The organism is Reyranella humidisoli, from assembly GCF_019039055.1.
GTDB lineage: Bacteria > Pseudomonadota > Alphaproteobacteria > Reyranellales > Reyranellaceae > Reyranella > Reyranella humidisoli.
Genome location: NZ_JAHOPB010000001.1, coordinates 1,442,809 through 1,464,381, shown reverse-complemented (window position 1 = coordinate 1,464,381; position 21,573 = coordinate 1,442,809). Strand labels below are relative to the sequence as shown.

Genomic DNA, 21,573 nt, shown 5'->3' with positions numbered 1-21,573 from the left:
GACTGGAGGAAACAAATGACCAAGATGAACCGCCGCACTTTCGCGGCCGGAAGTGCTGCGCTCGCGTTCTCCCCTTACATCGCAAGTGCCCAGAAGAAGTACGACCCGGGCGTCACCGACAAGGAAATCAAGCTCGGCCACACCAACCCGTACAGCGGGCCGCTGTCGGCCTACGGCACGATCGGCAAGGCGATCGCCGCCTATTGGACGATGGTGAACGAGACCGGCGGCATCAACGGCCGCAGGATCAACTTCCTCACCTACGACGATGGCTTCTCCCCGCCCAAGACCGTCGAGATGGTCCGCAAGCTGGTCGAGGACGACAAGGTCTTCGCCATCTTCCAGCTGCTCGGCACCCCGACCAACACGGTCGTGCAGAAGTACCTGAACCAGAAGAAGGTACCGCAGCTCTTCGTCGCCACCGGCGCCTCCAAGTGGGGCATGCCCAAGGAGTTCCCTTGGACCATGGGCTGGCAGCCCGACTACCACACCGAGGCGGCGATCTACGCCAAGCACGTGCTGGCCAAGTACAAGGACAATCTCAAGGATCTGCGCATCGGCATGATCTACCAGAACGACGATTCCGGTAAGGACTACATCGGCGGCTTCCTCGACGGCCTCGGCAAGGAAAACGAGAAGTACGTCACGGCGAAGGTGAGCTACGAGGTCACCGATCCGACCGTCGACAGCCAGATCATCCAGATCAAGAGCTCCGGCGCCAACGTCTTCTTCAACGACTGCGCGCCGAAGGCGGCGGCGCAGGCCATCCGCAAGGTGGCCGATCTCGGCTGGAAGCCAGACCATTATCTCGCCAACGTCTCGGCCTCGGTGGCCGCGGTGCTGAAGCCCGCCGGCTTCGAGAACAGCAAGGGTATCATCACCGCCGCCTACCTGAAGGACGCGACCGACAAGCAGTGGGTGAACGACGCGGACTACAAGGAATGGGACGCGTGGATGAAGAAGTACCTGCCCGACGCCAATCCGGCCGACTCAGGCAACGTCTATGCCTATGCGGTCTCGTCCACGATGCGGCATTGCCTCAACGCCTGCGGCGACAACCTCACGCGCGACAACCTGATGAAGCAGGCCGCCAGCATGAAGAACCTGGTGGTGCCGATGCTGCTGCCCGGCATCAAGATCAACACCAGCCCGACGGACTTCTATCCCATCCAGTCGGTGCGCCTGTCCGCCTTCGATGGCGAGACGTGGAAGCTGTTCGGTGACGTGCTGAGCAACGAAAGCACCTGAGAACGGCAACCCGCCCCCGCGGGCGGGTGGGCACGCAGCATGCTTTGGAGCGGTCCGTGACCGAGCGGGGCCGCGAGACCGGCCACTTCGCGCACGGCCTCGCCGTGCCGGCGGCGCGTGGACTCAATGCGCCGCCTATCAGCCTCGTCCGCGTCGACCATGCGACACGGAAGCGGACGCCCAGGCTCAGCCCCGACTTCTTTCGCGAAGTGATCGCTCGCAACGCATCGGCCTGACGTTGCGGCAAGACGCACGCCACAAGGCGGCATTGACCGCCGAAGCGCGAAAATAGGATTATTGTTCTTGTTTGACGGTCGAATTTGGAAATGGTTTCCGCGCATAAATGGATCGTGACCAAATATAAGAAATCCTGACGTGTTTGCTGTGCCAAGATCGGCAACGATGAACGGCGAGAGGGGACACGAGATGAAGCTGCCGCTGGCGACGCTGGACCATGTGGTCATCAATGCGCGTAACGACATGGATCATGCCGCCGATGTCTATACACGGCTCGGCTTTTCGCTCACCGAACGCGGCTACCACTCGCTCGGCTCGATGAACCACCTCGCGATGTTCGGGACCGACTATCTCGAACTGATCGCCATCCCGAAGGATGCCACGTCGGGTCGCCTTGACCTGCTCACCTTTCCGTTCGGCCTCAACGGTCTCGTGTTCGGGTCCGAGGATTCCGCCGTTACCTACGAAGCCCTCAGCAAGGCGGGCGTTCCGGTCGAGGCGCCGGTCGAGTTCACGCGCCCCGTGAAGGTCGGCGACGAGATGCGTGACGCGCGCTTCCGCACGGTCCGCATGAAGGCCGGCGTCGTGCCGTACGGGCGGGTCTACTACTGTCATCACTTCACCCGCGACGTGGTGTGGCGCGACGAGTGGCGGCATCACGCCAACGGCACGGTCGCCATCGCGCGCTTCCTGATCGTCGAGCCGGATCCCGCTGCGGCCTCGAAACTCTATGCCGACATGTTCGGTGCGGAATCGGTGCGCGACATCAAGGGCGGCAAGGCCGTGGTGGTCGGAAATTCGCGTGTCGAGATCGTGACGGAAGCCGAACTCAAGGCGCAGTTCGGCGATGCGGTGCCCGACCCCGAGGGTCGAAAGGCCTATATGGCGGGCCTGACCTTCCGCACCCTTTCGACGGCCAAGGCGGCACGTGCCTTGCAAGCCGGCAGGATCGGCGGCGTGACCGAGAGTGCGGGTCGCGTGGTCGTGCCCGCCAGGGAAGCGTTGAACGCAGTGTTGGAGTTCATCGAATAGACTGAAGAACGACGTCAGGGCTGCTGGGGAGCGGCCGAGAAGGGGTTCGATGGAATATTACGACTGCTTCGCGGCGAGCTATGCCAATGCGCGCGCGAAATTTCACAAGGCTGCGACGGCGGCGCAGGGCGAGGTGCGTTCCTTCCTGCACCCCGCGAAGAAAGCGCCGGACGGTGGTCCGCTGGCCATCGACGTGGCCTGCTTCGGCGACCGCAAGGCGCCCCGGCAGGCGCTGTTCGTGAGCGGCACGCACGGTCAGGAAGGGTTCTCCGGGTCGGCGGTCCAGATCGGCTGGCTGAAATCGGGCGGCGCCGCGCGTCTGCCGGCCGACCTCGGCGTGGTGCTTGTGCATGGCCTCAATCCCTACGGCTTCGCGCACTTCACGCGCACCACCGAGAACAACGTCGATCTCAACCGCAACTTCATCGACCGCGAGGCCGGCCCGGCGCCCGCCAACCCCCATTACGAGACGCTCCACGCGGACCTGCTGATCCGTGAATGGACGGACGCGGAGAACGATCGCGTCGCGGGCGTGCTCGACCGGTTCGCCGAGAGCAAAGGCCGCGACGTGTTGTTCGACACCCTGGCGCGGGGCCAGTACGCGCACCAGGACGGACTGATGTTCGGCGGCAAGGACCGTGAATGGTCCAACCGGACGCTGGAAGCCATCGTCGAGGAGACGCTGGCCGGCGCCGAGCGCGTGGCCTTCATCGACTGGCACACCGGCATCGGCGACTACGGCAAGCCGTTCTTCCTCTGCTTCAACGATCCGGCCGGTCCGCTGTTCGCACGCGCCTGCGACTGGTGGGGCAAGGACAATGTCGACGGCGTGCGGCCGCACGGCATGGCGCGGCCCAACTATACCGGTCTCGTCTTCCAGGGCGTGCAGCGCTTCCTCGGCAATCGCGACATGTGCGGCGCGGTGATCGAGTTCGGCACACGGGGCGTCAACATGCGCCGCGTGCTGCGCCTCGACCAGTGGCTGCGCCGCCACCATCACGGCCTGGATCCCGACGTCCTGGCCACGCTGCAGGCCGACATGATGGACGCCTTCTGTCCCTTCGACGGGCAGTGGCGCAAGGACACGCTCGACTACGGGCTGAAGCTCACCGACCAGGCACTTTCGGGACTTTCCTCATGGTGACCATCAAGTACGACAATCAGGGCGATGCGATCTCGCGCGACGTGCCGGCCGACAACCTGGCGCTGATCGATGCCGGCGGGAATGGCGCCGAGCGCAGCTACACCTATGCCGACATTATCCGGCTGAGTGGCGCGGTGGCGCGCGGGCTGCTGAAGCGCGGCCTGCAGCGCGGCGATCGGGTTGCGATCCTGTCGGCCAACCGCGCGGAGTTCCTGCTCACGTTCCTCGGCACCATGCAGGCCGGGCTCGTCTCGGTGCCGGTGAACTACAAGCTGCCGGCCGAGACGGTCGCCTACGTCGTGGGCGACTGCGACGCCAAGATGGTGATCGGCGACGATGCGCGTCTCCCACTGGCGCCCGACGACGTACCAAAACTCTCATTCGACAGGGATTTCGAGAGCCTGCTCGACGAGGGCCCGTTCACGCCGCTTCCGATGAAGCCCGAGGAACCGGCCATGTTCCTCTATACGTCGGGCTCGACGGGCCGTCCGAAGGGCGTGGTACTGTCTCACTATTCGCATCTCTGGGCGATCAGCCAGCGCGTGCGCCGGCCGGGGCCCCTCGGCCAGCGCGCCCTCGTGGCCGCGCCGCTCTATCACATGAACGGCCTCGCCATGTGCCAGACCACCTTCTCGCAGGGCGACACCGTGGTGCTGCTGCCGCAGTTCACGACGCGTGGCTACATCGAGGCCGCCGCGAAGCATCGCGTGGCGTTCCTCACGTCGGTGCCCACCATGATCGCGATGATGCTGCGTGAGCGCGAGTTGCTCGCCAGAGCCGATCTCTCGGCCGTCGAGGCCGTCCGCATGGGCTCGGCGCCCGTTACCCAATCGCTGATCGATCAGGTGCACGCGGTGTTTCCGAAGGCTGTCGTCAGCAACGGCTACGGCACCACCGAAGCCGGCCCCGTCGTGTTCGGGCCGCACCCCAAAGGACTGCCGCAGCCGGTCCTCTCGACGGGCTATCCGCATCCCGAGGTTCAGCTCCGCCTCGTGCGCGACGGCCAGGAAGTGCAGGACGAAGGCGAGCTCCAGATGAAGTGCGGCGCGTTGATGACGCACTATCACAAGCTGCCGGCCAAGACGGCCGAGGTGATGACGCCGGACGGCTTCTATCGCACCAGCGACGTCTTCCGCCGCGACGAGAACGGCTTCTTCTATTTCGTCGGCCGCGTCGACGACATGTTCGTGTGTGGCGGCGAGAACATCTATCCCGGCGAGGTCGAGAAGATGCTCGAACGCCACCCCGGCATCCACCAGGCCGCCGTGATCCCCGTCCCCGACGAGCTGAAGGGCCACAAGCCGATCGCCTTCGTCGTCAAGGCGGCCGACGCCCAGCTCGACGAGCAGGCGGTGAAGACCTACGCGCTGGCCAATGCGCCGGCCTACCAGCATCCGAGGCGCGTGCTGTTCGTCGATGAAATGCCGCTCGCCGGCACCAACAAGATCGACAAGCGTGTCCTCGCAAAGCAGATCCCAACTGGAGAAGTCTGACCCATGAAAGCAGCAGTCGTCCGTGAGCACGGCGGACCGGACCGCCTCGTCTTCGAGACCAACTTTCCTGACCCGACGCCGGGCGAAGGCGACGTCATCGTCGCGGTGAAGGCCTCGTCGCTGAACTATCACGACGTCTTCACCCGCCGCGGCATGCCCGGCATCAAGGTGCCGATGCCCGCCATCATGGGCCTCGACGTCGCCGGCGAGATCGCCGAAGTGGGCGCCGGCGTGACCGGCTGGAAGAAGGGCGACCGCGTCCTGGTCGATCCGATCAACAGGGTCGAAGGCGGCCTGATGGGCGAAACGGTGCATGGCGGCCTGGCCGAACTGTGCAAGGCACGCGCCCATCAGCTCATCAAGATTCCCGACGGCGTGAGCTACGCCGACGCCGCGGCGCTTCCCGTCGCGTACGGCACGGCGCTGCGCATGATGGTCACCAACGGTCATGTCGCGAAGGGCGAGAAGGTCCTGATCCTCGGCGCGTCCGGTGGCGTGGGCGTGTGCTGCCTGCAGCTCGCCAAGCTCGCCGGCTGCGAGGTCATCGCCTGCGCCGGCACCGACGCCAAGGCCAAGCGCCTGGCCGAGCTCGGGGCCGACAAGACGATCAACTACATCGAAAAGGATTTCATGAAGGAAATCTTCGCGATGTACGGCAAGCCCACGCGGCGCGGCAACGGCACCGACCAGGGCGTCGACGTCGTCGTCAACTACACCGGCGGCGACACCTGGGTGAATTCGCTGAAGACGCTGAAGGTCGGCGGCCGCCTGCTGACCTGCGGCGCCACCGCGGGCTATGCGCCGACCGAGGATATCCGCTTCATCTGGACCTTCGAACTGAAGATCCTGGGCTCCAACGGCTGGATGCGCACCGACATCGAGAAGCTCCTGGAACTGGTGCAGAGCGGCAAGCTCAAGGTCCTGGTCGACAAGATCTTCCCGCTCGCCGAGGCGCGCGAAGCGCTGCGCGTGATCGAGGATCGCGAAGTGTTCGGCAAGATCGTGGTGGCCCCATGAGCGACAAGCTCCAGCCGCTGACCTCGGAAGAGATGCAGGCGCAGCTCGACCGCTCCCCGTTCATCGCCTTTCTTGGCCTGAAAGTGACCGCGACCGATCCGGCGAAGGAGGAAGTCACCATGACCTGCTCCATGCGTCCGGAGTTCGAGCGTGGCGCCGGTACCGGCCAATGGCATGGCGGCCCGATCGCGGCGATCATCGACACGGTCGGCGACTACGCGCTGGTCATGGCGCTGCGCCGCGGCCTGCCGACCATCAACTTCCGGGTCGACTATCTCAGGCCCGCGATCAAGACGGCGCTCACCACGACGGCGCGCGTGCGCCGTGCCGGCAAGAGCGTCGGTGTCGTCGATGTCGACGTGTTCAACGACCAGGGCGCACTCGTCGCCGTCGGTCGTGCGACCTATTCGACGCTTCAGGCCTAGGCCACACGGTATGAAGTTTGCTTAGTCTGCGTCGGGGATTGGGGAAACGGAGGGATTCATGACGATCAAGGTTTCACGCCGCGTGTTCGGCGCGGGTGTAGTTGCGGCCGGTCTGGTCGGCGCTTCGAAGGGATCTTTCGCGCAGGGCACGCCCAAGCGGGGCGGCACGCTGGTCGCGACCTGGGGCGGTGGCGAACCGCAGGCCTGCTATGTGCCGGCCGGCGGCGGTTCGAGCCCGACCTTCTCCTCCTCGAAGCTGTTCGAGCGGCTGGCGAAGCGCAACATGGACGGCAAGTTCGAAGGCGTGCTGGCCGAGTCGTGGAAGCCTTCGGCGGACTTCAAGTCCTACACCATGAAGATCCGCAAGGGCGTGAAGTTCCACGACGGCAAGGACATGACCGTCGACGACGTCGTATATTCCGTCAGCGAGATCTGGAAGAAGTACGCTGCCGCCTCGGCGCTCACCGATTTCGCCGGCATCGAAGCGCCGGACGCCGACACGGTCGTCTTCAAGTACAACAATCCGACGCCGGAATTCTTCTTCGCCTCCACGCTGTGCGGTATCGTCTCCTACATCGTGCCGAAGCATGTCTATGCCGGCAGCGATCCCGTCACCAATCCGGCCAACAACGCGCCCATTGCGACGGGTCCGTGGAAATTCAAGGAATGGGTGCGCGGCAGTCACTTCGAGTACGTGAAAAACGAGAACTACTGGAAGAAGGACGAGCCCTATCTCGATCGTCTGATCATCCGCTACGTGCGTGACCCGGCGGGTCGCGCCGCGGCGATGGAAGCCGGCGATATCCACATGGGCGTATTCAACCCGGTCGCACCACCGGACATCAAGCGCCTCACCGGCACCGGCAAGTTCGTCGCGACGTCCAAGGGCTACGAGGAAGCCGTCTGGTCGACGACGCTCGAATGCAACATGCGCAATCCGATCTTCGCCAAGCGCGAGGTGCGCCAGGCGATCTTCAACGCCGTCAACCGCGATTTCATCGCCAAGACCGTCTACTACGGCTACGCGCGGCCGGGCACGAGCCCGATCTACTCCCCCAACAAGGAGTTCTTCACCGCCGACACGTTCAAGACGCCGTTCGACCCGAAAAAGGCGGCCTCCCTGCTCGACGCAGCAGGCTTTCCGAAGAAGGCCGACGGCAAGCGCTTCACGCTGAACCTGCTCTCGGCGGGCTGGTTCCAGGAGAACGGCAAGGTCGGCGCCTACGTGAAGCAGGCCCTCGAGGATGTCGGCATCGGCATCAATCTCACGGTCCCCGACCGTCCGAGTTCCATCAAGCGCATCTACACCGACTATGATTTCGACCTGGCGATCTCCAATCAGGCCAACCCGTCCGAGCCGGTGCCATCGACCACGCAGTACTTCACGACCGATGGGATCCTGAAGGGTGTGCCCTTCCGCAACGCCTCGGGCTATTCCAATCCCGACGTCGACAAGCTGGTCGCCAGCATCAAGGTCGAAACCGATCCGGCCAAGCGCAAGGCGCTGGTCTTCGAGTTCCAGAAGATCATCACCCAGGAAGCCCCGCTCCTGCCGCTGGTCGAGCTGGAGTCGATCACCCTGGCCAGCACCAAGGTGCAGAACCACTCGAACGACCCGAACTTCCTCGCGGCGAGCTGGGGAGACCTATGGCTGGCGAGCTAGTCTCGCCAACGCCCACGCTGCGCGGCTCCGCCCGCCGGGCGGCAGCGTTCAAGCTCCTGCGGCGACGGCTGATTCAGGCCGTCCCGCTGATGCTGGGCGTGGTGATCATCAATTTCTGCCTGATCCAGATGGCACCGGGCAGCTTCCTCGAGCTGATGACGGCCGAGAACCAGGTGAGCGACCCGGCGACGGTTGCACTGCTGCGCAAGACCTACGGGCTGGAAGATCCCGTGTGGATGCAGCTTCTGAAGTACATCTGGGCGCTGCTGCATTTCGACTTCGGTTTCTCCTACCGGCAGAACATGCCGGTCATCCAGGCAATCTGGATCCACCTGCCGGCAACCATCCTGCTGATGGTGTCGAGCATCGCGCTCGCCGTCTCGGTGGGCGTCGCGGCAGGCGTCGTCGCTTCGATGAAAGTCCGCACCTTCTGGGACAGCCTGGTCTCGATCGGCGCCATGTTCTTCTACGCCGCACCCAGCTTCTGGCTCGGCATCATGCTGATCGTGCTGTTTTCGGTGAAACTCGGCTGGCTGCCGGTCGGCGGCATGATGAAGATCGGCGGCACCGGCGGCGTTCTGGATATCGTGCACCACCTGATCCTGCCGACCCTGGCGCTCGGCCTCTTCTATGCCGCGATCTACACGCGCGTCATGCGATCCTCGATGCTGGAGGTGGCGCAGGCTGACTTCGTGCGCACCGCCCGCGCCAAGGGCCTCAGCCGCAACAAGGTCACGATCCATCATGTGCTGCGCAATGCGCTGCTGCCGGTGGTCACGATCCTCGGCGTCCAGATGGGCACCGTGCTGGCCGGCAGCGTCGTCATCGAGAGCGTGTTCAGCTGGCCGGGCGTCGGCTCGCTGCTGTTCGACAGCGTGAGCTCGCGCAACTACCCCGTGGTACTCGGCATCATGGTCCTGGGATCGCTGGTGGTCATCGCGGCCAACATCGCGGTCGACCTGATCTACATGTGGCTCGATCCGCGGATCGAGATCCGCTGATGCAGCGCTTCGAATTTCTCGGCCGCTTCTCGCGCAACCGCGGCGCGCTGGTCGGCGCCTGCCTGATCCTGGTCGTCGCCCTGATGGCGGCCTTCGCGTCGGTCTTCTTCCCGACCGACCCGCTGCGCATCGTCGGGATGCCCGAACTGTGGCCGGGCGAGGACCCCGAGTTCCCGCTCGGCACCGATTCGCTGGGTCGCGACATCCTCTCGATGATCGTGCACGGCGCGCGGGCGACGCTGCTGATCGGCCTGTTCGCCTCGACGGTCGCCACGCTGATCGGCGTCAGCGTGGGCGCCGCCGCCGGCTATTTCGGCGGCTGGGTCGACGAAATCGGCATGCGCGTGGCCGAGCTGTTCCAGACCATCCCGAACCTGATCTTCGTGCTCACCATCGTGGTCATCCTGGGCTCGACCCTCACCAACATCGTGATCGCCATCGGCATCGTGAGCTGGACGCCGATCGCGCGCATGACCCGGGCGGAGTTCCTGTCGCTGCGCGACCGCGAGTTCGTGCAGGCCTGCCGGTCCATGGGCATGAGCGACCTCCGCATCATCATCTCGGAGATCCTGCCCAACGCCCTGCCGCCGGTGATCGTGTTGTCCTCGCTGGTCGTGGCGGGCGCCATCCTGTTCGAATCGGCCGTCTCGTTCCTCGGCCTTGGCGACCCCAACGTCGCGAGCTGGGGCCGGCTGGTCGGCGACGGGCGGCAGCTCATCCGCAGTTCCTGGTACATCTGCGCCATCCCCGGCATCGCGATCATGATCACCGTGCTCTGCCTCAACCTGGTGGGCGACGGGCTGAACGACGCGCTCAACCCCAAGCTCCGGGACCGCTGAGCGATGGCCGCCCTTCCCCTGGAGGTTCGCAACCTCCGCACCACATTGTTCACGCGCCGCGGCGAGATGAAGGCGGTCGACGGGCTGAGCCTCACCGTCGGCGCCGGCGAGACCGTCGCCATCGTGGGCGAATCGGGCTGCGGCAAGTCGCTGTCGGCGCTCTCGATCATGCGGCTCCTGCCCGACCCGCCGGCCCGCATCGTCGGCGGCGAGGTCAGGCTGAACGGGCGGGACATCGTGCCCTTGCCCGAGGAAACCATGCTCGGCATCCGGGGCAAGGAGATCGGCATGATCTTCCAGGATCCGATCAGTTCCCTGAACCCCGTCACGACGGTCGAGAAGCAGATCGTCGAAGTGCTGATGACCCACACCGAGCTCGGTCGCGGTCAGGCGCGCGTGCGGGCGCACGAGTTGCTGGAGCTGGTCGGCATGCCCGATGCGGCGCGCCGCCTCGACGCCTATCCGCACCAGCTCTCCGGCGGCATGTGCCAGCGGGTCGTCATCGCCATGGCAATCGCCTGCAGCCCGTCCGTACTGATCGCCGACGAGCCGACCACGGCGCTCGACGTCACGGTGCAGGCGCAGGTCCTGGCGCTGCTCAAGAAGCTGCAGGCCGATGCCGGCATGGCGATGATCTTCATCACCCACGATCTCGGCGTCGTCGCCGAGACGGCCGATCGCGTCGTGGTCATGTATGCCGGCCGCAAGGTCGAGGAGGCCTCGGTCGACGACCTGTTCGAGAACCCGCTGCACCCCTACACGGTGGGCCTGATCGGCGCGACGCCGATCCCCGGCGCCGAGCGCGCCGAACGGCTGGCCGACATTCCCGGCATGGTGCCGCCGCTGAATGCGTTGCCGGAAGGCTGCGCCTTCGCGCCGCGCTGCAAGCGGGTGATGGACCGTTGCCTCACCGAGAAGCCTGCCCTCACGGTTCCGGGGCCGGGCCGACTCGTCGCCTGCTTCGCGGCCGAGGGAGGCTGACCGTGTCGCTCCTTTCGCTGAGGGACGTGCGCGTCCAGTTCAACACATCGGGCGGCATCGTGCGCGCCGTGAACGGCGTCAGCCTCGATCTTGCCGTCGGCGAGACGCTGGGCCTGGTGGGCGAATCGGGCTGCGGCAAGTCCACCCTCGGCAAGGCGATCATGAAGCTGGTCCCGGTGGCCGGGGGCGAGATCGTGGTCGAGGGCGTCGACATTGCGCCGCTGAACCGCGAGCAGCTCGCCGACATGCGCCGCAAGGTGCAGATGATCTTCCAGGACCCCTACGGGTCTTTGAACCCACGCTCGACGGTCGGCCGTTCGGTGGCGCAGCCGATGGTCCTCGCGGGATGGAAGGCCAGCGCCACCGCCGAGCGGGTCGAGACCCTGCTGCGCTGGGTTGGCCTGCCCAGCGACGCCAAGCAGCGCTACCCGCACGAGTTCTCCGGCGGCCAGCGCCAGCGCATCGGCATCGCCCGCGCCCTGGCGCTCAGCCCCAAGCTGATCATCTGCGACGAGCCGGTCTCGGCACTCGACGTCTCGGTCCGCGCCCAGGTCATCAACCTGCTGGAGGACCTGAAGAGCCAGTTCGGCGTCTCCTATCTCTTCATCAGCCACGACCTCAGCGTGGTCGAGCACATCGCCGACCGGGTGGCGGTGATGTATCTCGGCATGCTGTTCGAGGTTGGCGGCCGCGACCAGATCTGGCGCGACCCCCGGCATCCCTACACGAAGGCCCTGCTGGCCGCCGCGCCGATCGCCAATCCCAAGCTCGCCCGCGCCCGCCAGCGCACCGTCCTTCAGGGCGAGCTGCCCAGCCCGCTCAACCCTCCCCCCGGCTGTCCCTTCAATTCGCGCTGCCCCCTGGCACAGGACCGCTGCTGGGCCGAGAAGCCGGTGTTGCGGCCGGTCGGCAACGGCGCGCAGGCGGCGTGCCATTTCGTCTGATTTGGCTATGATCCGGCGCATGAGATTCGCCTTCATCGCCCCCCTGCTCCTCGCCGGTGGCTTCTGCGCTGCCGCCTCCGCCCAGACCATGGAGTTCGCCTGCCCCGACCCGGGCACGACCTTCACCTACGACAGCGGCGTCAAGGTCGTGGCGCGCGGACGCAGCGGCATGGACTGCAACATGGAGCGCGTGGGCGGCGGCCCCTTCAAGCTGCGCGCGCTGCTGTTCGACAATCCGTCGGCCGACGGCAACGACGCGACCGCCTTCATCGCCGCCCTGCGCCCCGAACGCCTGTGGCCGCTCGAGGCCGGCAAGAAGATCGAGGCGAGCTACAAGGTCGGTGGCGGCACCTGGACCTACACGCTCGCCGTCGTGCGCTACGAACGCCGTACCGGGCCGGGCGAGAAGATGATCGACACGTTCCTGATCGAGATGAACGAGACCGGGGACAAGGGCCAGCGCTCGATCTCTCGCTGGTGGATCGCCCCGTCCGACAAGTTCGCCATCCGCTACGATTTCAGCGACGGCGCCGGAAAGGCCAACCGTGCGGTGGTGACCGAAGTCACGCGGTAGATCGAAACCTACTTCTTCCAGTAGGTCTGGGCCTGCACGTTCGAGCCGGGACCGACATAGGCCCGGATCAAAAGGTCGCCTTCGGGCTTGCAGTCGCCATTTTTGACCCCGCGGATTTTCTCGGTGCAAAGAAGACAATCAGGACAGTCTGCAACCGGTCGTGGTGCGCAATCGTACCCTGAGTAACCGAGTTGCTGCCGCCCGCTTCTCTCGATGACTTCATGCAGATAAGAAGCCACTCTTGAGTTGTCGATCCATGTGTTGGCTGGCAGCGTGTAGTGATATGGGCCGGTCACCTTGGACACAGTGCCCACAAAGGCTCTCTCGACGTTACCGCAGAACGTGCAGCCTCCGACGGCAAGCAATAGAACAAAGACTGACGCGAGACGACCGCAGGAGAATCTCGGCATGCCGCACCTCATTGTGAAAGCGCAGCATGCCGGGAAGTCCTCTTAGCTCCACTAATCTATGGTTGCAATCCAGCTGAAGCGTCACGGAGCATCTTGTACCGGGAAGACCGGTGGCGCCACGTAACGCTTGTACTTCGGATCGAGCAGATCCCGATTCCACCCCGAAAAGCGTCGACCCTCATTTTGCCCCTGCAGAACGCGGTCGGCGTCAGCGGCCAGCCCCATGGCCTTGGTGACCGTGTAGGCGACCGAATTACTGTTCTGGATCTGGCCGCCGTCGGTACCAAGCTCGTACGATGGATCGTGGGCCTTGTAGTCGAACTTGGTTTCAGTGATGGCGCTGGCGGCTGCGACGCCTTTAGCCCAGATGCGTTCGATTTCATCCTTTGAACCAGCACGGAGTTCTCCCAAGAGAACCTTGTTACCGCCAATTGGCGAACCCTCTCCTGGTCCTGTTGCAACGCCTCGTAGATCTGCTCCGTCCATGCCGGCCATCATCGGCTCACCCGTGTGCTTCGAATGGCTCAGCCCATGGAGTTCGCCGACGATCCTGTCGTTTCCATCTACAAGGGCAAGAAAGGCGTGCCCTCGATGAAGTATCGGATGGCTCTTCAGTTCGATCCGCCAAGCCTTTCCCTGGTCCGGATACAAAATCTCTGCGGCTCTACGGTCGGTCATCGTTCGTTCCTTCGGAATGGTTGCAAGGCTTGCCAAGCGACGGCTACGGATCCGCGCGCGTCGAACCATCCGCAACAAGCGGAGGTGTTCGCGGCAAGTCCGTTCGCGACTTGGCGGCAATCAGAGTGTTGCTGGCACTGCCTTCACGACGCATCTCAAACGCACCGGCACGACCGCATCGTTGATGAGGGCGGGCTGGGCTTTCAGACCTTCAAAGACGGAATGCGACAGGCAGAAACGGCCGACGCATTGCGTCGAGACCTGCGGGTAGTATAGCAGAAATGTGCTCAATCTGAATTGGCTTACGTCACCGAACTTGGATCGGTGTTGGCGCCGCAGATCAGCGTCGCCACGCGTTCGCCCGGCGCGGGGCGATACGCGCCGGCGCGCAGCGCGGCGAGGCCGGTGGCGCCGGCCGGTTCGGCGACGATGCGCAGTTCGTCCCACAGCGCGCGCTGCGCATCGCGCACGGCATCGTCGGTGACCAGCACGGACTCGCGGACCAGAGTGCGGGCGAGTTCGAAGTTGGGCGTGCCGATGCGGCTGGCACCCAGCGCGTCGGCGGCGATGCCCGAGATCGCGACGTCGACCGGCCTCCCGGCCTTCAGCGCCGCATGCAGGGTCGGCGTGCCCTCGGTCTCGACGGCGACGATCTTCTTCACCGATCCGATCGCGGCGGCACAGCCGGCGATCAGGCCGCCGCCGCCGACGGCGATCAGCAGCGTGTCGAACGCCGCCTGCTCGGCGAATTCCAGCGCGACACTGCCGGCGCCGGCGAACACGACCTCGTCCTCATAGGCCGGCACGATCAGTGCGCCGATCTCGGCGGCGCGGGCCTCGGAGGCGGCACGGGCCTCGGCATAGACGGGACCGATCTGGTGCACGACTGCGCCGTAGCTGCGCAGCCGCGCCACCTTGGCGGGCGCAGCGATGGTCGGCACGAAGATCTCGGCCTTGTGGCCCAGGGCATGCGCGGCATAGGCCGCGGCGGCGCCGTGATTGCCGCCCGAGGCCGCAACGATGCCGGCGGCCGGCACCTTCGAGGCCAGCAGCTTGTGGAACGCGCCGCGTCCCTTGAACGAGCCGCTGACCTGCAGCGATTCGAGCTTCAATGCCAGCGGTGCCGTCACGCCCAGCGAACCGGCGGCGAGCTCGATGACCGGCGTGCGACGCACCTGCGGACGGATCAGGCCCCAGGCGGCCTCTACTTCGGTTCGGGAGATCATTGGGCTTCTTCGCTTCTCCTCCCCCGTCATCGGGGAAGGTGTCCCCGAAGGGGACGGAGGGGTCATGGGCAAAGGGGCACTTATGACCCCTCCGCCCTGTACGACGCGGCACCTCCCCCGATGACGGGGGAGGCAGTCAAAGCCGGCAGGCTGGGACGTGGCGCAGGTAGTGGTCGAAGTCGGGCGTGCGGGCGCGCGGGTCCTTGGCTTCCTCGTCGTAGCGGCGCAGGCGGACCGCTTCGGCGTGATAGGGATTCGCGCGGAACGCCTCGACCTCGTCGGGAGACATCAGGCCGCCCTGCAGCTCCAGGCTGCGCACCGAGTCGGGCGCCAGCTTGCCGAAATAATCGGACTCGACGGTACAGAGATAGCGCTTGGCCGTGACGTGCAGGCGGACGGGCTCGCTGACGGCAGGACCGAAACGCTCGGCCAGCCACTGCGCGCCCAGTTCCTCGTGCACGTCGTCGACGCCGCGTGACGCCGGATCCTCGCCGAGCTGGTGGATCATGTGCCCGACATCGTGCAGCAGCGAGGCCAGCACCGTCGCCGGCGGCGCGCCGTCGGCCTCGGCCAGTGCCGCCGCCTGCAGCGCATGCTGGAGCTGGTTGATCTCGGAGAGGCCGTAGCGCCGCGTGGCGCGGCCGACGAAGATATCCAGGAGGTCCTGGCGCAGCGGATCGCTCATGCGTTCTTTTTACCATGAACCGGGGCGTAACCGGGAATCAGGGAAAGCGCCTGTTGCAGGGGGTCGGCCTGCCACGCGCGCGTAACAAATTCGCCATGCATGTCGAGCCCGCCTGTGGGTCCGACGAAAGCCGCGGTGCCCGGGGTCAGGCTCTTCGGGAGGGCGCGCGCGAACGAAATGCGCCGCTTGGCGAGCAGGCCCTGGAGCGTCACGTTTTCGTCCTTCGTCGATTCCGTGAAGGCGCTCAACAGGAAGGCCTGCTGGCGGCGGGCGGCGAACCAGGCGGCGAACTTGTCCTCGTCGCCATAGAGCGCATCCAGGAGGATGAGCCCCTTCACGCGATGGTTGGCGCCGCCACGCTGCAGCGCATAGGCCGCCGACAGGTAACCGCCGCTAAAGGCCACGATCACCACGGAGGCGAGGTTGAAGCCGCGGCCGGCGCTCCGGTTGCCGTAGAGCCGCATCAGCCGCTCCGCCGCCTCGTCGAGATACTTGGCGAAGTGCCCACCGCGCCAGAAATTGCCGGCGCTGGAATCGAGCGCATCGAGCGCAAGCTGCGGCGCCACCAGCGCGATGTTCTGGCCGGACTCCGCGATCTGCCGCGGCACGGCTTGGCGTACCATCACGTCGCGTTCCAGCGTGGCGCCCTGGCCATGCAGGAACAGCACGATCAGGACCGGCCGCGTCGGGTCGAAGCCCTGCGGCAGGTAGAGCAGCGAGCGGCGGTCGCTGTAGGCCGTCTCTTCCCAATAGACGTCGCCACGCCCGGTCGTGTGGCCGCGCCGCTTGCCGTCGCGCGCGTCGAGGAACGGCTTCGTCGTGTCGGGGAGGAAGCCACGATAGGGGAAGGGCGAGGCGTCGAAGGCTGCGAGCTGCGTCTTCGCTTCCTTGAGCGCCGCCGTGGGAGACGGCGCGGCGGGCTTTGCCGCATGCACTGGGGTCGGCTTGGCGGCAGGCTTGGTCGCCTGCCGCTTCGAAGGTTTCTTGGGTTTCTTCGGCTGGGCGTGCGCGGCAGTCGGCATCAGGAGAGCCCCCAGCAGCAGCAGCGCCCGCCGCTTCACGCGGCGGCGGGCCGCCCTGCCCCCGTGGCCTGGGACTGGAGCGGCATGAGGACGGAGAAGAACGTCGGCCATGCGATCAGGTAGGCGAAGGCGCCGACCAGAACCACGGCCGGCAGGCCGAAGCTGGTCGCCACGATCGGCACCAGTGCGGCGCCGATGACCGAGAAACAGCCGTTGATGCCCCAGGCCCACAGAAACATGTGGTCCTTGCCCAGGCGGCCGAGCGTCGTCATCGCCGTCGGCATGGGGAAGCCCATGAGGAATGCCGGCGGGAAGATGATCAGCAGGCACAGCAGGATGCGCAGCGCGTAGGGCAGCGTGCCGATCCAGTCGAGCGCGTAGTCGATGGTGAAGGCGTAGGTCACCAGGATCGCGAAGATCGCCAGGAAGACCTTGGGCATGAAGGTGCGCGACCGGTCGAGGAAGCGCTCGGAGAAGAAGCTGCCGATGCCGGAGAAGACCAGCATGCCGGTGATCAGCACCGACGCCGACACGGTGGCGTTGGAGAGCGCCAGGATGAAGTGGGAGATCATGCCCACCTCGACGATGATGTAACCCAGCCCCAGGCACAGGAAGTAGATCATCGTGCCGGCCTTGCCGGGATAGCGGCTGAAGATGGTGCGCCAACCGAAGATCACCGGGAACAGAACCAGGGTCAGCGCGAAGACCGTCGCGATGCCGAGCGTCGCCCACAGAAGCAGATAGCCCCATTCGTCCTGCACCAGCTCGAGCCGGTCGGTGAACTTCAGCAGGTCGGGCACCTTGATGTAGGCGGCGAAGTACGGCTGGTGGTTGGTCAGGATGCGCGTGTCGAAGACGTACTGGTCCGCCACCTTCTGCCAGCCGCCCTCGATCAGATAGTGCCAGGCGAGGCGGCCCAGCATGGTCGCAGGCACGATGGGCGCCGGCGGCGGGCCATCGGACTTGACCTCGGCGGCCCCGGGCGCGCCCGGCGGCGGCTTGTCGTTTGGCTCCTTCTCGGAGGGCGCCGTCGGGTCCGACGGCTCACCCGCAAAGAAGAACTGGTCGCGATAGTCGGACAGGATCTGCTTCAGGTCGGACGTGTCGACCTTGAAGCCCGGATAGTAGATCTCGTCGAACGACATCGCCTTGGTGTGGGCGTTGAGCAGTTCGATCTCCGCGGCCGTGAAGCCGTCGCGCTTGTAGAGCACGGTGGCGGTCGAGAGGTAGGACGAGACCACGTAGAACTTCTGGGCGATGTCCTTGCCGCCATCCACGTCACGCGCCGCGGCCACCATCGTGGCATAGAGCTTCAGCACCGACTTCGGCGGCTCTTCCTTGTTCCACAGGGTCACCGAGAGCACACCGCCCGGCGTCAGGGCGCGCATGTAGGCGCTCATCGCCTCGCGGCTGTAGGAATACTTCTCGACAATCGAGAAGCCGCCGGGGCTCGACAGGCCGGCCGAATCGGCCAGCGACAGGTCGATCACGTCGTAGCGGTTCTTCGTATGGGCGACGTAGAGGCGGCCGTCGTAGTCGATGACGTTGACCTTGGGGTTGTTCAGGATGTCGCCGGTGAAGTCGCGCAGGTGCTTGTCCTCGCGGAAAGCCGTCAGCAGCGCGGGATTGCCCTCGGCCACCGTCACCTGGCTGGAGCCCGACTTCAGCGCCACCGCCGTCGAAATGCCGCCGCCGAACTGCACCACGAAGGTCTTCGGGTCCTTCTTCAGCAGGTACGGGTAGTACATCGGCAGGAACCTGAAGTAGGCCGTCTGGTCGGCCGGCAGGTCCTTGATGATGCCGGCGGGCCCCTCGGAATCGATGTAGAGGCCGAGATAGGCGTTCGACGGCATCTTCTTCAGGTTGAAGGCCGCATTGTCGGACTGGCCCGGCGCGAAGTGCAGGTAGGAGCTGGAGTAGACCTCGATGTAGCCGAACGGCGAGGCGCGCTCGTAAACGCGCGCGGCGTCGGGGAACTTGCGGGCATAGGAAACGCCCTTGTAGTCGGACACGGCGAGCTTGGGGATGCCCAGCACCTGCGGCGCGAAGTGATGCACCGCGGCCGACAGGATCGCGACGACGACGATGGCCAGGGTGCCGCGGCGATCGCCCAGCGCCACGAACCACAGCACGCCGCCGGCGAGCCACAGGATCAGCGGCGCCATGATCAGGTCGTCGGGCCGCCAGACGTACATCGCCAGCAGCACGGTGAGGCCGCACAGGCCCGAGCCGACGAGATCGGCGAAGTAGACGCGGCTGAAGGTCTTCTGCGCCTTCAGGAAGATCACGCCGAGATAAAGCGCGCCCGCCAGGAACGGCAGGAAGTAGAGCACGAAGTTGGCGAACAGGCGCCACTTCTGCATCGGGTCGGAGATCAGGAAGATCGCGTTGAACGGCACCTGCTGGGCGGCGAGGTTGCACACCACCATCAGCGGCCCGAAGGCCAGCAGCGCACCCTTGACCGAGCCCACCCAGTGCCGCTCGAACCAGCCCTTGCCCACGCACATCACGGCGCTGGTGAGACCGAAGCCGAACATGGCGAGGCTCACGACCAGCGAGCCGAAATGCGCCCAGCTGCCGACCGAGAACACGCGCATGATGCCGATCTGCAGCGCGATGATGCTGCCGGCAACCAGACCTACGGACAGATAGAAGGAGAGCGGCGGGCGATGATCGAGATCGACCGTGATGGACAAGGGGGATCTCCGTTGTTTTTGTTGGATCGCTTTGTGCGATCTCTAGAGGGGTAGCGGATAGTCGATCCCAAAAACTCGCGTCATCTCAGGCGGAGTAACCTCCGCCTTTGGAGCGCAGCGAGGGATCCTTCACTGCGCCCGATCAAGGATCCCTCGCTGCGCTCGGGATGGCACCATTTCCCTGGCGTCACCCGCGAGCGCCGCCCGCACGACCATTACCGGTTGTGCGTGCCGACGATCTTGTCGCCGTCGAGCTTGGTGAAGGGCACGAACGGCACGATCTTGCCGCCGTAGATGTCCTCGCGGCTCGTGGTGATGGAGCCGTCGGCGCCCTGGGTCTTGGTGACCTTGAGCACGCGCTGCGCGCCCGGCGGGCCGACCGGGATCACCATCAGGCCACCGGCCTTGAGCTGCTGCAGCAGCGGCGGCGGCACGTGGTCGATGCCGCAGGTCACGATGATCTTGTCGAACGGCGCGGCGTCTTCCCAGCCATAGAAGCCGTCGGAGGCCTTCGTCTTGATGTGCTTGAACTCGGTGTAGCCCTTGTCGATCAGCTTGTCGTAGAGGCCGCGCGTGCGCTGGGCGAGCGGCGCGATGATCTCGATCGTGTAGGCATTCTCGGTGAGATTGGCGATGTAGGCCGACTGCACGCCCGAACCGGTGCCGATCTCGAGCACCTTCTCGCCGCGCTTCACGTCGATGACGTTGGTCATGCGGCCCTGCACGTGCGGGCCGGACATGGTCACGCCATAGCCGATGTCGAGGAAGGCGTGCTCGTAGGCGCGCTTGTGGATCGCCGGGCTGATCGCGGAGAACTCCTCGCGCGGAGTCAGCAGGAAGGCGCGCATCGTCGCCTGGCCCCAGATGTCCTTGTTCCTGATCAGCGCCTGGAAGCGATCCCAGCGCTGGCCGAGGAACACGGGATCTTCACCGCGGGCCTTGCCCCAGGCGATGAAGTTTTCGCGCGAGTCCATCGGCGGGTTGAGGTCCCAGCTGTAGGGCTTGATCGTGGCGGCGATGGCCGGGGCGGCCAGGGCACCGGCGGCAAGCGCAACCGAGCCGGAGACGAAAGTACGTCTCTTCAAGATATTCCTCCTTGGCGCGGACCCGTTGAGAGAGGGAATAAACCGCCGGAAAAGCCCGGCGATTCGGGGTGGCCGCACAGCAAATAGATACGGGAATTGTGGCGGATTTGCCAGCGCGGCCGTGCTAGTTCGTCGGGAACAAAGACGAATCGAGGGAGGAATGAAAATGACCCGTAATCTGTCCCGCCGCGCCGCTCTGGGCGCCGCCGCGGCCCTGCCGGCCGCCGCCCTGCTGCCCCGCGGCGTCCAGGCGCAGGCGGCCTGGAAGCCGACCCAGAACGTCCGCATGATCGTGCCGGCCGCGCCCGGCGGCACCACCGACATCGTGGCCCGTCTGCTGGCCGCTTACCTCACCGAGGCCTGGGGCCAGTCCTGCGTCGTCGACAACAAATCCGGCGCCGGCGGCGTCATCGGCTCGAACGAGGTCGTCAAGGCGGCCCCCGACGGCAACACCGTCCTGATGGGCAATATCGGTCCGCAGTCGATCGCCTACTCGCTCTACCGCAACATGCCCTATACGCCGGCCAGCCTCATCCCGGTGTCCAACGTCATCACCGCGCCCAACGTGCTGGTCGTCCATCCCTCGGTTCCGGCCAAGACGGTGCCGGAATTCGTGGCCTGGCTGAAGGCGCAGAACGGCAAAGCCTCCTACGCTTCCTCCGGCACCGGCCAGTCCCCTCACCTTTGCGGCGCCTGGTTCCTGCAGCTCACGGGCACGAAGGCCGAGCACATCCCCTATCGCGGCGCGGCGCCAGCGCTGGTCGACCTGACGGCCGGCGTCACCCAGTTCTTCTTCGACAACCTGACCACCGCCATCGAGTTCGTGCGCGCAGGCAAGCTGCGGGCGCTCGGGCTCACCTCCGCCCAGCGCAACCCGATGGTGCCGGATCTCGTCCCGATCAACGAGACCATGCCGGAACTCAAGCCGTTCGACGTGTCGACCTGGTTCGGGGTGTTCCTGCCGGCCAACACGCCCAAGCCCATCGTCGATTCGTTCAACGCCCAGATGAAGGCGTGGCTCAGCGACGAGAAGACCAAGGAGCGCTTCAAGACCATGGCGGGCTTCCCGGCCTACGGCACGCCCGACGAGTTCAAGAGCTTCGTCAATGGCCAGATCGCACAATGGAAGGGCGTCATCGACAAAGAAGGCCTGAAGCTCGACGTGAACTGAGA

21 protein-coding genes are annotated in these 21,573 nt (G+C 65.6%); 14 read left to right on the top strand and 7 right to left on the bottom strand.

All coding sequences use genetic code 11. The annotated features are described in order from the left end of the window. Nucleotides 1–15 precede the first annotated feature (15 nt). The 13 genes from KQ910_RS07105 (at nt 16) to KQ910_RS07045 (ending at nt 12,598) form a co-directional block, all read left to right on the top strand. Complete coding sequence (locus KQ910_RS07105) at nt 16–1,248, top strand: ABC transporter substrate-binding protein (protein WP_216957762.1); 1,233 nt, start codon at nt 16–18, stop codon at nt 1,246–1,248. 56 nt (nt 1,249–1,304) lie between these two features. Further along, nucleotides 1,305–1,484, top strand: a complete 180-nt coding sequence (locus tag KQ910_RS07100; RefSeq protein WP_216957761.1) for a hypothetical protein — start codon at nt 1,305–1,307, stop codon at nt 1,482–1,484. 190 nt (nt 1,485–1,674) lie between these two features. Further along, nucleotides 1,675–2,517 (top strand): VOC family protein, encoded by an 843-nt coding sequence (locus KQ910_RS07095; RefSeq protein WP_216957760.1) that lies wholly within the window; start codon nt 1,675–1,677, stop codon nt 2,515–2,517. Between the two features lie 49 nt (nt 2,518–2,566). Then, nucleotides 2,567–3,661, top strand: a complete 1,095-nt coding sequence (locus tag KQ910_RS07090) for a M14 family metallopeptidase (protein WP_216957759.1) — start codon at nt 2,567–2,569, stop codon at nt 3,659–3,661. Next, nucleotides 3,655–5,154: a class I adenylate-forming enzyme family protein gene (locus KQ910_RS07085; RefSeq protein WP_216957758.1), complete on the top strand. Its 1,500-nt coding sequence runs from the start codon at nt 3,655–3,657 to the stop codon at nt 5,152–5,154. Before KQ910_RS07090 ends, KQ910_RS07085 begins: the two co-directional genes overlap by 7 nt. A 3-nt stretch (nt 5,155–5,157) precedes the next feature. Further along, nucleotides 5,158–6,171, top strand: a complete 1,014-nt coding sequence (locus KQ910_RS07080; protein ID WP_216957757.1) for a zinc-binding dehydrogenase — start codon at nt 5,158–5,160, stop codon at nt 6,169–6,171. Further along, nucleotides 6,168–6,596 (top strand): PaaI family thioesterase, encoded by a 429-nt coding sequence (locus KQ910_RS07075; protein WP_216957756.1) that lies wholly within the window; start codon nt 6,168–6,170, stop codon nt 6,594–6,596. Before KQ910_RS07080 ends, KQ910_RS07075 begins: the two co-directional genes overlap by 4 nt. 58 nt (nt 6,597–6,654) lie before the next feature. Continuing rightward, the gene (locus tag KQ910_RS07070; RefSeq protein WP_216957755.1) at nt 6,655–8,259 is read left to right on the top strand and encodes an ABC transporter substrate-binding protein; all 1,605 of its coding nucleotides are present in this window, start codon (nt 6,655–6,657) and stop codon (nt 8,257–8,259) included. Then, nucleotides 8,244–9,260 carry an ABC transporter permease gene (locus KQ910_RS07065; protein ID WP_216957754.1) on the top strand — a complete coding sequence of 339 codons (1,017 nt, stop codon included), beginning with the start codon at nt 8,244–8,246 and terminating at the stop codon, nt 9,258–9,260. Before KQ910_RS07070 ends, KQ910_RS07065 begins: the two co-directional genes overlap by 16 nt. Next, nucleotides 9,260–10,099 (top strand): ABC transporter permease, encoded by an 840-nt coding sequence (locus KQ910_RS07060; RefSeq protein ID WP_216957753.1) that lies wholly within the window; start codon nt 9,260–9,262, stop codon nt 10,097–10,099. Before KQ910_RS07065 ends, KQ910_RS07060 begins: the two co-directional genes overlap by 1 nt. 3 nt (nt 10,100–10,102) lie before the next feature. Continuing rightward, the gene (locus KQ910_RS07055) at nt 10,103–11,080 is read left to right on the top strand and encodes an ABC transporter ATP-binding protein (protein ID WP_216957752.1); all 978 of its coding nucleotides are present in this window, start codon (nt 10,103–10,105) and stop codon (nt 11,078–11,080) included. 2 nt (nt 11,081–11,082) lie between these two features. Continuing rightward, complete coding sequence (locus tag KQ910_RS07050) at nt 11,083–12,024, top strand: ABC transporter ATP-binding protein (protein WP_216957751.1); 942 nt, start codon at nt 11,083–11,085, stop codon at nt 12,022–12,024. A 19-nt stretch (nt 12,025–12,043) separates the two neighbouring features. Beyond that, complete coding sequence (locus tag KQ910_RS07045) at nt 12,044–12,598, top strand: hypothetical protein (protein WP_216957750.1); 555 nt, start codon at nt 12,044–12,046, stop codon at nt 12,596–12,598. Between the two features lie 8 nt (nt 12,599–12,606). Here the strand turns inward: KQ910_RS07045 and KQ910_RS07040 are convergent, their stop codons facing one another. The 7 genes from KQ910_RS07040 to KQ910_RS07010 form a co-directional block, all read right to left on the bottom strand. Beyond that, complete coding sequence (locus tag KQ910_RS07040; protein ID WP_216957749.1) at nt 12,607–13,008, bottom strand: hypothetical protein; 402 nt, start codon at nt 13,006–13,008, stop codon at nt 12,607–12,609. Between the two features lie 81 nt (nt 13,009–13,089). Further along, a complete protein-coding gene (locus KQ910_RS07035) occupies nt 13,090–13,686 on the bottom strand; it encodes a hypothetical protein (RefSeq protein WP_216957748.1) in 597 nt (198 codons plus the stop codon). Between the two features lie 302 nt (nt 13,687–13,988). Continuing rightward, nucleotides 13,989–14,912 (bottom strand): serine/threonine dehydratase, encoded by a 924-nt coding sequence (locus KQ910_RS07030; protein WP_216957747.1) that lies wholly within the window; start codon nt 14,910–14,912, stop codon nt 13,989–13,991. 136 nt (nt 14,913–15,048) lie between these two features. Continuing rightward, nucleotides 15,049–15,597: an HD domain-containing protein gene (locus tag KQ910_RS07025; RefSeq protein ID WP_216957746.1), complete on the bottom strand. Its 549-nt coding sequence runs from the start codon at nt 15,595–15,597 to the stop codon at nt 15,049–15,051. Further along, nucleotides 15,594–16,658: an alpha/beta hydrolase gene (locus KQ910_RS07020; protein ID WP_369408292.1), complete on the bottom strand. Its 1,065-nt coding sequence runs from the start codon at nt 16,656–16,658 to the stop codon at nt 15,594–15,596. The genes KQ910_RS07025 and KQ910_RS07020 overlap by 4 nt, the downstream gene beginning before the upstream one ends. Further along, nucleotides 16,655–19,315 (bottom strand): spermidine synthase family protein, encoded by a 2,661-nt coding sequence (locus KQ910_RS07015; protein ID WP_229600350.1) that lies wholly within the window; start codon nt 19,313–19,315, stop codon nt 16,655–16,657. The genes KQ910_RS07020 and KQ910_RS07015 overlap by 4 nt, the downstream gene beginning before the upstream one ends. Nucleotides 19,316–19,530: 215 nt before the next feature. Then, the gene (locus KQ910_RS07010) at nt 19,531–20,400 is read right to left on the bottom strand and encodes a protein-L-isoaspartate O-methyltransferase family protein (RefSeq protein WP_216957745.1); all 870 of its coding nucleotides are present in this window, start codon (nt 20,398–20,400) and stop codon (nt 19,531–19,533) included. 166 nt (nt 20,401–20,566) lie between these two features. Between KQ910_RS07010 and KQ910_RS07005 the strand changes: the two genes are divergently transcribed. Then, nucleotides 20,567–21,571 (top strand): Bug family tripartite tricarboxylate transporter substrate binding protein, encoded by a 1,005-nt coding sequence (locus KQ910_RS07005; RefSeq protein WP_216957744.1) that lies wholly within the window; start codon nt 20,567–20,569, stop codon nt 21,569–21,571. Nucleotides 21,572–21,573: the final 2 nt, after the last annotated feature.

What these genes read in the sequence shown, in the direction of transcription:
- KQ910_RS07105 (WP_216957762.1), top strand. Translation starts at nt 16, where the DNA reads ATGACCAAGATGAACCGCCGCACTTTCGCGGCCGGAAGTGCTGCGCTC.
- KQ910_RS07095 (WP_216957760.1), top strand. Translation starts at nt 1,675, where the DNA reads ATGAAGCTGCCGCTGGCGACGCTGGACCATGTGGTCATCAATGCGCGT.
- KQ910_RS07090 (WP_216957759.1), top strand. Translation starts at nt 2,567, where the DNA reads ATGGAATATTACGACTGCTTCGCGGCGAGCTATGCCAATGCGCGCGCG.
- KQ910_RS07085 (WP_216957758.1), top strand. Translation starts at nt 3,655, where the DNA reads ATGGTGACCATCAAGTACGACAATCAGGGCGATGCGATCTCGCGCGAC.
- KQ910_RS07080 (WP_216957757.1), top strand. Translation starts at nt 5,158, where the DNA reads ATGAAAGCAGCAGTCGTCCGTGAGCACGGCGGACCGGACCGCCTCGTC.
- KQ910_RS07075 (WP_216957756.1), top strand. Translation starts at nt 6,168, where the DNA reads ATGAGCGACAAGCTCCAGCCGCTGACCTCGGAAGAGATGCAGGCGCAG.
- KQ910_RS07070 (WP_216957755.1), top strand. Translation starts at nt 6,655, where the DNA reads ATGACGATCAAGGTTTCACGCCGCGTGTTCGGCGCGGGTGTAGTTGCG.
- KQ910_RS07065 (WP_216957754.1), top strand. Translation starts at nt 8,244, where the DNA reads ATGGCTGGCGAGCTAGTCTCGCCAACGCCCACGCTGCGCGGCTCCGCC.
- KQ910_RS07060 (WP_216957753.1), top strand. Translation starts at nt 9,260, where the DNA reads ATGCAGCGCTTCGAATTTCTCGGCCGCTTCTCGCGCAACCGCGGCGCG.
- KQ910_RS07055 (WP_216957752.1), top strand. Translation starts at nt 10,103, where the DNA reads ATGGCCGCCCTTCCCCTGGAGGTTCGCAACCTCCGCACCACATTGTTC.
- KQ910_RS07045 (WP_216957750.1), top strand. Translation starts at nt 12,044, where the DNA reads ATGAGATTCGCCTTCATCGCCCCCCTGCTCCTCGCCGGTGGCTTCTGC.
- KQ910_RS07040 (WP_216957749.1), bottom strand. Translation starts at nt 13,008, where the DNA reads ATGCCGAGATTCTCCTGCGGTCGTCTCGCGTCAGTCTTTGTTCTATTG.
- KQ910_RS07035 (WP_216957748.1), bottom strand. Translation starts at nt 13,686, where the DNA reads ATGACCGACCGTAGAGCCGCAGAGATTTTGTATCCGGACCAGGGAAAG.
- KQ910_RS07030 (WP_216957747.1), bottom strand. Translation starts at nt 14,912, where the DNA reads ATGATCTCCCGAACCGAAGTAGAGGCCGCCTGGGGCCTGATCCGTCCG.
- KQ910_RS07025 (WP_216957746.1), bottom strand. Translation starts at nt 15,597, where the DNA reads ATGAGCGATCCGCTGCGCCAGGACCTCCTGGATATCTTCGTCGGCCGC.
- KQ910_RS07005 (WP_216957744.1), top strand. Translation starts at nt 20,567, where the DNA reads ATGACCCGTAATCTGTCCCGCCGCGCCGCTCTGGGCGCCGCCGCGGCC.